Here is a 9,195-nt window from a genome sequence, read left to right as displayed (position 1 = left end):
ACCATCGCGCAGGGAAAGCCGGAATGCTTCGGTTGAACCTGTGGTCCTACCCCCGTGCTTTTTGTTGCACGGGACCCACGGGTGCAACCAGCACCCGGCTTTCCCTGCGCCCTCTGTGTTTCGATGAGGGTGGAAAGTGAAGCAAAGCTCGGGCGCAACGCGCCGCGAGAACGCGTACTGCTGCTTCCTCACACTCCACCGTCATGCCCGCGAAGGCGGGCATCCAGTATCCGGGGGCTTCTCGGCTCAAGCACGACCGCCTCTGGAATACTGGATCGTCCGCCTTCGCGGACGATGACAGCGGAGAGCTGTTTGAAAATTGATTCAGAATCGTAGGATGGGTAGAGCGCAGCGAAACCCATCATTCGCGCAGCTTGCTCCATCGCGATGGGTTTCGCTTCGCTCTACCCATCCTACGGGCTACAGGCCCCTCAGCCGCGCGCGCAGCCACTTCAAAGCGAGCTTGTAGCGGTCGCCCGGAACGGTCATCGCAGCCACGCCGGCCATGACGAGCACAAGCCCGAGCGCGAGGTTCGAGGGTACGGCCTCGCCAAGCAGCACGACCGACAGGCCGACGCCGATCGGGATGCGCAGGTAGCCTTGCGCATTGGTGGTCAGCGTGCCGAGCCGGGAGAGGCACATGTAGAACAGCATCAGGCCGATCGCGCTGGAGAAGATGCCCATGGTGGTGACGGCGGCAAGCGCCTGCGGCGTCGGATGCAGGGTCCATGGATGCTCGACGACGATGGCTGCCGGCAGCAGCACGAAGCCGCCGAACAAGAGCGAGCCGGCCGCGACCACCATGGGATCGTAGTCGGACAGGCGCAGCCCGAAGATCGTGGCGCAGGCAAACGAGATGGTGGCGAGCAGGATCGCCATCTCGGCGTAGATCTCGCTGCCGAGGCCGCTGAGCGCATCGAGGCCGATGATGACGGCGGTGCCGGCAAGCCCGAGAATCGCCCCAGTGAGTTTCAACAGCGTGGCCGGCTCATGCCGCGTGATGGCCCAGGTGATCAGGAAGGCGAAGATCGGCGTGGTCGAGGCCAGCACCACGGTGGGAGCGGCCGCCACATATTGCTGCGCCCAGGTGATGACCAGGAACGGGATCGTCGAGTTGATGGTCTGCTGGAAGGCGAACAGCTTCCACGCCTTGGCATCGGTCGGAATGCGAAGGCCGCGAATGCGCAGGATCACCAGCAGGAACAGCGCCGCGATCAGCGAACGGGCCGAGATGAAGGTGAGCGGTGGGATCGAGCCGAGACCGATCTTGGTCAGCGGATAGGTCGAGCTCCAGCAGCAAGCGAGCGCGAGCAGCAGCGCATAGTCGCGCCAGCCGCGCGCGGCGATGGACGGAGTGGGCGTTCGCACGGGAGCCGTCACGCCACCCGCCTTCGCTGTGCTCTTTGGCACCTTGATCGGCTCCCCGCGCATTGTGCGCGATGAAGCGAGTGTAGCGCGGCCGCGCGCCGAAAGGCTAGGGGGTGACTCGGCTGTGCGATATCCGCGCTCGGTAGCATCGCGCGATGAGTTGAGGTCCTTAGTTGAGGTCCTTGGCGCGTCACCTCATGACCGCAGCGAAAATCTGCTCCGGTCAACCAGACAAGCCATCTTTCGACACGCCCGTCTCGGCATTCAGAGTGTCGGCGGCATTCAGAGTGTTGGGCTGTTCACCGACAGGCGATGTCGTTTCCCACCAGTCCCCCAAGGCATCGATGAGCGGCACGAGCTTGTGACCCGCAGAAGTGAGCTGATATTCGACGCGCAAGGGATATCCGTCGAACTCGGTGCGTTCGACAATGCCAGCTTGCTCGAGCTTGCGAAGCTCCAGTGTAAGCATCTTGTGCGAGATCGTCGGATTGTCCCTGCGCAGGTCGCTGAAGCGCTTCGTGCCTTGCTTCAGATAGTAGATCAGAAGCGTGGGCCAACGACCGCTCAGAACCTGCATGACTTCTTCGATAGGGCAGCGCGAAACGATACTTTTCATGGCCAGTCGTGGTTACAAAAAAGTGCGTAATTTACTTCCCGGATGCGGCGAATAGGGTCCGGCTCCGCTGCGCGGCGTGATCGTCAGAAATCACAGGAAAGAACATGGAACCTATTCTACTCTACGGCTTCCCATTGGGAAGCTCCATGGGGCTCGTCGCGGCCCTCGAATGGTTGGGCCAGCCCTATCGCCTTTGCCGTGTCGACATGCTTGGCGAGATGCGGGATCCGGCCTACGCGCAGATCAATCCACGGCATGAGACGCCGGCATGCGTGACCGATCAAGGCACGGTGCTTACAGAGAGCATGGCGATCGCCGCCTGGCTCGAGGCGAGGGACACTGAGCGCCGCATAAGCTTCGATCCTCTATCGCCGCGCGCCGACCGGATGCACCAGCTGATGGCGTTCGTGAATACCGGATTCACTGCTGCTTTCAGCCCATTCTGGGCCGCGATGGAGATGGAAACCCCGAACCCGACAACGCAATCTGCGCTGCGGCAGTGGGGACAGGCAAATGTCATGCAACGGCACGACAAGCTTGAGGGCCTCATCGGCAAGGGGCCGTTTCTGCTCGGCGACCGGCCGACACTGGCGGATGCTCTACTCGTTGGTGTCGCACGCTGGCTCGATTTCCACGCCGTCGCGGATCGCAGCCGGTGGCCGAAACTTGCAGCACTTCGCGAGCGAATCGAGGCCGATCCGGCCGTGATCTATGCGGCGGCCCTGGAGAAAGGCGAAAATCGGCCGGGGACAGGAGCCTGCACCGGGCATCTTGCGCTCAACGACGTGATCGAAAGATTCGGGAAATCCAGTGAATGAGGAGTTCGGGGCCGCACTCAGTCAGGAAGTCGAACCGCAGCGATTGGGCGCTTCGGATCGCTTGTCGCTAATTTCGCGCGCCGGGTTTCATTGCTCGGCGGCAGCCACTGCTGCCGCCGCCTTCCGCTTCACCCGCTTGATCGTCCCGGAGAAGGTGAATAGCGAGCGCTCGCCCGCTCTCAGCATGCCGCGCAGGAAGATCAGCGAGCCGCCGGCGCGGGTCACTTCGCCGATGCATTCGACGAGTTCGCCCTCGCGGGCCGCGTCGAGGAATTCGCAGGAGAATGCCACCGTCACGCCCGGGCCTTCCAGCTCGGCCGAGGCGATCGCGAACAGGCAGTAGTCCGCAAAGGCCATGAAGCAGCCGCCATGGACGTTGCGCATGCCGTTGAGGTGCTTTTTCTCCACCCGGAAGGCGCAATGCACGCGACCGTTCTCATCCATCCGGTGCCAGAACGGGCCGACATGGGTCTCGAAGCTGTCCCGGATCCAGGTGCGCCAGCCCTTGAATGCGCCCTCGGTTGCGACATGCAGGTCGGGGCGGTGGAGGAATGCGGTCTTGGAGAGGTCGTTCACGCTCACAGGCTTTCAAAATTGAGTTCCGGTCCTTAAATCCGATCCTGTCCGGTTGTGCAAATTCCCCGACCTGCGGCCCGCCGCCGCAAAGCTCTGGACAGGGCCGAAAAGCGCCATAAAAGGCCTTTGCCCGTACCGCCGATCTACCTAATAAGGGACCCATGAACGAGCCCCAGATCACCCCCGAACTCGTCGCCGCCCACGGGCTCAAGCCGGACGAGTATGAGCGCATCCTGAAATTGATCGGGCGGGTGCCGACATTCACCGAGCTCGGGATTTTCTCGGCGATGTGGAACGAGCACTGCTCGTACAAGTCCTCGCGCATCCACCTGCGCGGGCTGCCCACGAAGGCGCCTTGGGTGATCCAGGGACCGGGCGAGAACGCTGGCGTGATCGACATCGGCGACGGCCAGGCCGTGGTCTTCAAGATGGAAAGCCACAACCACCCGAGCTATATCGAGCCCTATCAGGGCGCGACCACCGGCGTCGGCGGTATTTTACGCGATGTGTTCACGATGGGGGCCCGCCCCATCGCCTGCCTCAATGCGCTGAGCTTTGGCGCCCCGGAGCATCCGAAGACCCGGCACCTCGTCTCGGGCGTCGTCGCCGGCGTCGGCGGCTACGGCAATTCCTTCGGCGTGCCGACGGTGGGCGGACAGGTCCGCTTCCATACCCGCTATGACGGCAACATCCTGGTCAATGCGATGGCGGTCGGCCTCGCCGACGCCGACAAGATCTTCTACGCAGCGGCCTCCGGCGTGAACATGCCGATCGTCTATCTCGGCTCCAAGACCGGCCGCGACGGCATCCATGGCGCCTCGATGGCTTCGGCCGAGTTCGACGACAATTCCGAGGAGAAGCGGCCGACCGTGCAGGTCGGCGATCCCTTCGCCGAGAAGCTGCTGCTCGAGGCCTGCCTCGAGATCATGGAAAAGGGCTGCGTGATCGCGATCCAGGACATGGGCGCGGCGGGGCTCACCTGCTCGGCGGTCGAGATGGGCGCCAAGGGCGATCTCGGCGTCGATCTCGACCTCAACGCGGTGCCGACGCGAGAGACCGGCATGAGCGCCTACGAGATGATGCTCTCGGAAAGCCAGGAGCGCATGCTCATGGTGCTCAAGCCCGAGAAGGAGCAGGAAGCCGAGGCGATCTTCCGCAAATGGGGCCTCGATTTCGCGGTGGTCGGCTACACCACGCCGACCAAGCGTTTCGTGGTCAAGCATGGCGGCGACGTCATGGCCGATCTGCCGATCAAGGAGCTCGGCGACGAGGCGCCGGTCTACGATCGTCCGCACACGGCTTCCGCCGCGCAGCCGGTGATCCATGCGCGCGACGTCGAGCCGCCGCTCGGTGTTCCGCAGGCGCTGGAGAAGCTGCTCGGCACGCCCGATCTCTGCTCGAAGCGCTGGGTCTGGGAGCAATACGATCACGTCATCCTGGGCAATACCGTGCAGCGCCCCGGCGGCGATGCGGCTGTGGTCCGGGTGCAGGATGGGCCGAAGGGGCTGGCGATGACGGTCGACGTGACGCCGCGCTATTGCGAAGCCGATCCGTTCGAGGGCGGCAAGCAGGCGGTGGCGGAGGCGTGGCGCAACATCACCGCGGTCGGCGGCAAGCCGCTCGCGATCACCGACAACCTCAATTTCGGCAATCCTGAACGGCCCGAGATCATGGGCCAGTTCGTGGGCTGTCTGAAAGGCATTTCGGAAGCCTGCCGTGTGCTGGATTTCCCGGTCGTCTCCGGCAACGTCTCGCTCTACAACGAGACCAACGGCCGCGCCATTCTGCCGACGCCCTCGATCGGCGGCGTTGGCGTGCTCGACGATTTCACCAAGTCGGCGACACTCGCGTTCAAGGCGGAAGGCGAGGCGATCCTGCTGATCGGCGAGACCCACGGCTGGCTCGGCCAGTCCGTCTATCTGCGCGAGATCTGCGGCCGCGAGGAAGGCGCGCCGCCGCCGGTCGATCTCGCTGCCGAGAAGCGCAACGGCGATGTCGTGCGCGGCATGATCCACGCTGGCACCGCGACTGCGGCCCATGACATCTCCGACGGCGGGCTGTTGATCGCGCTCGCAGAGATGGCGATCGCAAGCGGCATCGGCGCGCGCCTGTTGGCGGCACCGACAGCGCTGGTGCCGCACGCCTACTGGTTCGGCGAGGATCAGGCGCGCTACATCGTCACGGTGCCCGAGGCGGATGCCGGCCGTGTGCTTGCGAAGATGCGGGGTTGCGGCATGCCCTGTGCGCGCATCGGCACCACCGGCGGTGACGCGATCTCGATCGTGGGCGAAACGCCGGTGACGATCGCCACGCTGAACGAGGCGTTCGAGCGCTGGTTGCCGGCCTATATGAGCGGCAAGGCGGCGTAGTCGCCCGGGCTGCCTCCGTCAATGTGAGCGGAGCGAAGCAATCCATGTCACCGATCGCGGAGGCATGGATTGCTTCGTCGCTGTCGCTCCTCGCAATGACGGTGGAGGGAACGACGGCTTCAGAGCACGTGGTTCGCGCCTGGAATCTTTCGCAGCGCCGCCGTCGCCGCCCAACTCAGCAGCACCGTCAGCACGAAGGCGATGGCCGCCTTCACGATTGCCGGCCAATTGAAATCGAACATCCAATATTGCAGCCACAGCACGATCGGATAGTGCACCAGGAACATGCCATAGGCATCAGGCTGCATCGGATCGAGGATACTCCAGCCCGACTGTTTGAATCGCAGGAAATAGGCCAGGATCACAAACATGATGGCCACGCTGAAGGAAGCGAAGAAGAGACCGTAGCTCGCCTCATACCAGTTCGGCAGCCAGACCGGATTCCCCAGGATTTCGCGCTTGATGTAGATCAGCACCCACATCAGGCAATACGGAACGAGCGCCGCGACCGCCCAGCCCCAGCTGCTCCTCGCCAGCCGTCCGTCTGCAGCCAAGAGACCGCGGTCCAAAGCCTGCGCTCCTATGCCCGCGCCGAAAAAGAAGTAGGTCGCATAGAGCAGCACGCGACCGTGCTGCACCGAGAACGGCCCAAACTCGAACCAGCTGCCTGGTCCAAAGTGAACGCGCCCCGGAATGTAGAGCACGGCGGTGACCGCAAGCATGACCACGAAGAACAGGGTGGCCTGCTCATGACCTCTAAGCGACAGGCGATTGATCGGATCGATGATTTTGGGTGACAGCAGATATGCCGCGCTCGCAACGAGGTCGAAGGCGAACAAGACCCAGAGAAACCAGATCGGGCCGCTTGGCCATGGCCCCACGGTGATCGTTTTCCACCAGAAGTCGGAAAAGCTCAGATCCGGAGTTTGGCGCACCGCGAAGGCGTAATAGGCCAGCGGAATGAGCGTGAACGCGCAGATCACGAAGGGCAGGCCAAGCCGAACCAGGCGATCGAGCAAATATTGCAGTGGTCCTTTCCGCGCCAGCCCCGGCCACACGAACAGTCCCGACAGGAAGAAGAACATCGCCATGAAGAAACTGTCGGTGGCGAGCACGACCACGTCGAAGCCGATCCACGATTTCGGATCGGTGTGTCCGAAATACGTGTAGGGGATCACGGCATGATGCAACAGCACGACCAGCGTCAGGAAAGTACGGGCGCGGTCGAGCGAGGCGTTGCGCACCTTTGCTTTCGGCGCCGCGTGTGCTTGCGCGGTCGCCATGGTGGGAGAGATCGAGCTCATATGCGCCGCCCTGACGGATTGATCGGCAGCGATGTTGCAACCCGGAACCGGATTGGGCAAGGCCCCAATCGTTACAATCGAAAAACGTCGATGTGATCTCGCGGTCGCGGGAGCGACGGAACGACGCGATTCAGGGAACGTTGGTGCGGCCGCATGCAACGTGGAGAATTACCATGCGACACAAATTGCATCTATCGGCCGTCATCGCGATGTCATTGATGATGACGTCAGCCGCCTTCGCGCAAGCTCCAGGCGGCGGCACCGGGGCAGCGCAGGGAGGCGCGTCGTCCGGCGGTGGCAGCGCGCCTCCACCAGTTGCCACACCAACCAACCCGGGATCGGCCGGAATCTCGTCGGCACCAGGCGGGCAGTCGAGCTCCACCACCGGAATGGGCACCGGCGGAACGTCCACCACGCCGAATCCATCCCTGAACCAGCCAGGCACGCACAGCACATCGCCAGGCGCGAACGGGACCGGTCTGTCGCCGAACGGCATGTCGGAAGACGACGCCATTCCGTCCAGCTCTTCCGGGCGCATCGAACGGTAGAAAAGCCTGCAGGGTAGAGCGGGGCGGCGACCGATTCGCCGCCCGCTGCCTTGGAACCCGCGCAATCGCCCGAGGTTACCCCCGCGAAGAAGCTGGAGAAGAGGGCGATGACGCTACTGAAATGGGCGCTGATTTTTCTCGTGGTGTCGATTGTAGCCGGGTTGCTCGGCTTCACCGGCATATCGGCCGCCTCCGCCGATATCGCGCGGGTGTTATTTTATATCTTCGTCGTGATCTTCCTGGTGCTGCTGATACTCGGGCTCACGATATTCAGGGCTTAGCCCAGACTGTCATTCCGGGGCGATGCGAAGCATCGAAACTACGATGTGCGGTTGCACATCGGAGAATCTCGAGATTCCCCGATGCGCAAGTGCGCATCTGAGGTCTGGTGCTACGCACCATCCCGGAATGATAATCTTTTCGCTCTACGCCACTTCCTCGATCGTGACCTTGTCCGGATAGAACGCCAGGTGTCCAGCGATCTCCTTCATCGCCGGGAACGGCGTCTCGTAGGTCCAGATTGAATTTTCCAGCGTCTTGCCGTTGGCATTGATGCTGAAATAGCTGGCATCGCCCTTGTAGGGGCAATGCGTGGTCCGCTCGGTCCGGGAGAGCAGGGTCATGTTGGCGTCTTCCCGCGGGATGTATTGCACGGCGGGATAACTCGCTTCCTTCAGGGTCAGCGCATGGGTAGAGTCGGCGATGACGACATCTCCCGCCCGGACGCGGATGCGCTTCGAATTGGGGGTAATCGTGATCGGATGGTCGGGACCTGGGAGTTTCATGATTCTGCGCCTTTTTTGGTCAGTTCGTTGTGACCGAATGATGCAGCTAAAACGATTGGAAGCGGAATATAGTGCCTGATAGGATGACCTAGAAGAGCGCGAGCGCTAGGTTTTGCTTCTCGTAGCCGGCCGTGCCGGCCGCAATTTGAACGTCGAATGGAGGTCTACTGGGATGCCGATGGACGCCCGCGATATCGAATCCATGATCAAGGCAGCCATTCCCGATGCCGTGGTGACGATCCGCGACCTGGCCGGCGATGGCGACCATTACGCGGCAACGGTGATCTCGGAATCCTTCCGCGGCAAGTCCCGTGTCCAACAGCACCAGATCGTCTACCAGTCGCTCAAGGGGCAGATGGGCGGCGTGCTGCACGCACTGGCGCTGCAGACCGGGGTGCCTGGCGGGCCCGAGGCCTGATCATCTCGTCGGATCATGATCCGATTGATCGGATCATGATCTCATCTCTTTGTTTGAGCATGGTCTTTTCGGAAAACCGGTTTCCACTTTTCCTGATCATGCTCTAGGTGGTGTGGACACTTATCTCAGCCATAAGACGATGGCTGCGAGGGTGACAACAGCGTGGTAATTTCGGGCGGTCTTTTCGAAGCGGGTTGCGACGCGACGGAACTGCTTGAGTTTTGAGAAGCAGCATTCCACGAGATGACGCTGGGCATAGAGATGCTTGTCGAGCGGATATTTGAGCGCACGTGACGGGTTGTTGGGGATGACGGCCAGCGCTCCCTTGGCGGCGATGGCTTGGCGCAAGTGATCGGCGTCATAGGCCGTATCGGCCATGATGACCTCGGCAGG

The 9,195-nt window shown here is 62.5% G+C and carries 11 protein-coding genes; 4 read left to right on the top strand and 7 right to left on the bottom strand.

From position 1 onward, the window contains the following. Positions 1 to 420: 420 nt before the first annotated feature. Both K288_RS0143595 and K288_RS49250 read right to left on the bottom strand, forming a co-directional pair. Positions 421 to 1,410: a DMT family transporter gene (locus K288_RS0143595; RefSeq protein WP_027584890.1), complete on the bottom strand. Its 990-nt coding sequence runs from the start codon at positions 1,408 to 1,410 to the stop codon at positions 421 to 423. A 181-nt stretch (positions 1,411 to 1,591) separates the two neighbouring features. After that, on the bottom strand, positions 1,592 to 1,984 hold the full coding sequence (locus tag K288_RS49250; RefSeq protein ID WP_051335078.1) for a helix-turn-helix domain-containing protein: 393 nt from the start codon (positions 1,982 to 1,984) through the stop codon (positions 1,592 to 1,594). Positions 1,985 to 2,088: 104 nt separating this feature from the next. On the opposite strand from K288_RS49250, the gene K288_RS0143585 reads away from it, so the two are divergent. Next, a complete protein-coding gene (locus K288_RS0143585; protein ID WP_027584889.1) occupies positions 2,089 to 2,802 on the top strand; it encodes a glutathione S-transferase family protein in 714 nt (237 codons plus the stop codon). Positions 2,803 to 2,889: 87 nt separating this feature from the next. On the opposite strand, the gene K288_RS0143580 is transcribed toward K288_RS0143585, so the two are convergent. Then, positions 2,890 to 3,378: a PaaI family thioesterase gene (locus tag K288_RS0143580; RefSeq protein WP_027584888.1), complete on the bottom strand. Its 489-nt coding sequence runs from the start codon at positions 3,376 to 3,378 to the stop codon at positions 2,890 to 2,892. Between the two features lie 161 nt (positions 3,379 to 3,539). Between K288_RS0143580 and purL the strand changes: the two genes are divergently transcribed. Further along, the gene (purL, locus tag K288_RS0143575) at positions 3,540 to 5,747 is read left to right on the top strand and encodes a phosphoribosylformylglycinamidine synthase subunit PurL (protein WP_027584887.1); all 2,208 of its coding nucleotides are present in this window, start codon (positions 3,540 to 3,542) and stop codon (positions 5,745 to 5,747) included. 119 nt (positions 5,748 to 5,866) lie between these two features. Here the strand turns inward: purL and K288_RS0143570 are convergent, their stop codons facing one another. Continuing rightward, the gene (locus tag K288_RS0143570) at positions 5,867 to 7,051 is read right to left on the bottom strand and encodes an acyltransferase (RefSeq protein ID WP_027584886.1); all 1,185 of its coding nucleotides are present in this window, start codon (positions 7,049 to 7,051) and stop codon (positions 5,867 to 5,869) included. Between the two features lie 130 nt (positions 7,052 to 7,181). Continuing rightward, a complete protein-coding gene (locus K288_RS53975; protein WP_160169096.1) occupies positions 7,182 to 7,565 on the bottom strand; it encodes a hypothetical protein in 384 nt (127 codons plus the stop codon). Positions 7,566 to 7,706: 141 nt separating this feature from the next. Between K288_RS53975 and K288_RS0143560 the strand changes: the two genes are divergently transcribed. Beyond that, on the top strand, positions 7,707 to 7,880 hold the full coding sequence (locus tag K288_RS0143560; RefSeq protein WP_027584884.1) for a DUF1328 domain-containing protein: 174 nt from the start codon (positions 7,707 to 7,709) through the stop codon (positions 7,878 to 7,880). A gap of 144 nt (positions 7,881 to 8,024) precedes the next feature. Here the strand turns inward: K288_RS0143560 and K288_RS0143555 are convergent, their stop codons facing one another. Beyond that, a complete protein-coding gene (locus tag K288_RS0143555) occupies positions 8,025 to 8,384 on the bottom strand; it encodes a DUF427 domain-containing protein (RefSeq protein ID WP_027584883.1) in 360 nt (119 codons plus the stop codon). A 172-nt stretch (positions 8,385 to 8,556) separates the two neighbouring features. Here K288_RS0143555 and K288_RS0143550 point away from each other — a divergent pair, with 172 nt between their 5' ends. Continuing rightward, positions 8,557 to 8,802 (top strand): BolA family transcriptional regulator, encoded by a 246-nt coding sequence (locus tag K288_RS0143550; RefSeq protein ID WP_027584882.1) that lies wholly within the window; start codon positions 8,557 to 8,559, stop codon positions 8,800 to 8,802. 120 nt (positions 8,803 to 8,922) lie between these two features. Here the strand turns inward: K288_RS0143550 and K288_RS0143545 are convergent. Beyond that, on the bottom strand, positions 8,923 to 9,195 hold a 273-nt coding region (locus K288_RS0143545; protein WP_027584881.1), incomplete at its 5' end, for an IS5/IS1182 family transposase.

Origin of the sequence: Bradyrhizobium sp. Ai1a-2, assembly GCF_000426245.1 — a bacterium.
In the GTDB taxonomy this organism is placed as follows: domain Bacteria; phylum Pseudomonadota; class Alphaproteobacteria; order Rhizobiales; family Xanthobacteraceae; genus Bradyrhizobium.
The sequence above is the reverse complement of the archived record's forward strand: the minus strand, read 5'-3'. Positions and strand labels throughout refer to the sequence as shown.

Excerpts from the sequence above, each read along its gene's own strand:
- K288_RS49250 (WP_051335078.1), bottom strand. The coding sequence starts at position 1,984 with ATGAAAAGTATCGTTTCGCGCTGCCCTATCGAAGAAGTCATGCAGGTT.
- K288_RS0143585 (WP_027584889.1), top strand. The coding sequence starts at position 2,089 with ATGGAACCTATTCTACTCTACGGCTTCCCATTGGGAAGCTCCATGGGG.
- purL (WP_027584887.1), top strand. The coding sequence starts at position 3,540 with ATGAACGAGCCCCAGATCACCCCCGAACTCGTCGCCGCCCACGGGCTC.
- K288_RS0143570 (WP_027584886.1), bottom strand. The coding sequence starts at position 7,051 with ATGAGCTCGATCTCTCCCACCATGGCGACCGCGCAAGCACACGCGGCG.
- K288_RS53975 (WP_160169096.1), bottom strand. The coding sequence starts at position 7,565 with ATGGCGTCGTCTTCCGACATGCCGTTCGGCGACAGACCGGTCCCGTTC.
- K288_RS0143560 (WP_027584884.1), top strand. The coding sequence starts at position 7,707 with ATGACGCTACTGAAATGGGCGCTGATTTTTCTCGTGGTGTCGATTGTA.
- K288_RS0143555 (WP_027584883.1), bottom strand. The coding sequence starts at position 8,384 with ATGAAACTCCCAGGTCCCGACCATCCGATCACGATTACCCCCAATTCG.
- K288_RS0143550 (WP_027584882.1), top strand. The coding sequence starts at position 8,557 with ATGCCGATGGACGCCCGCGATATCGAATCCATGATCAAGGCAGCCATT.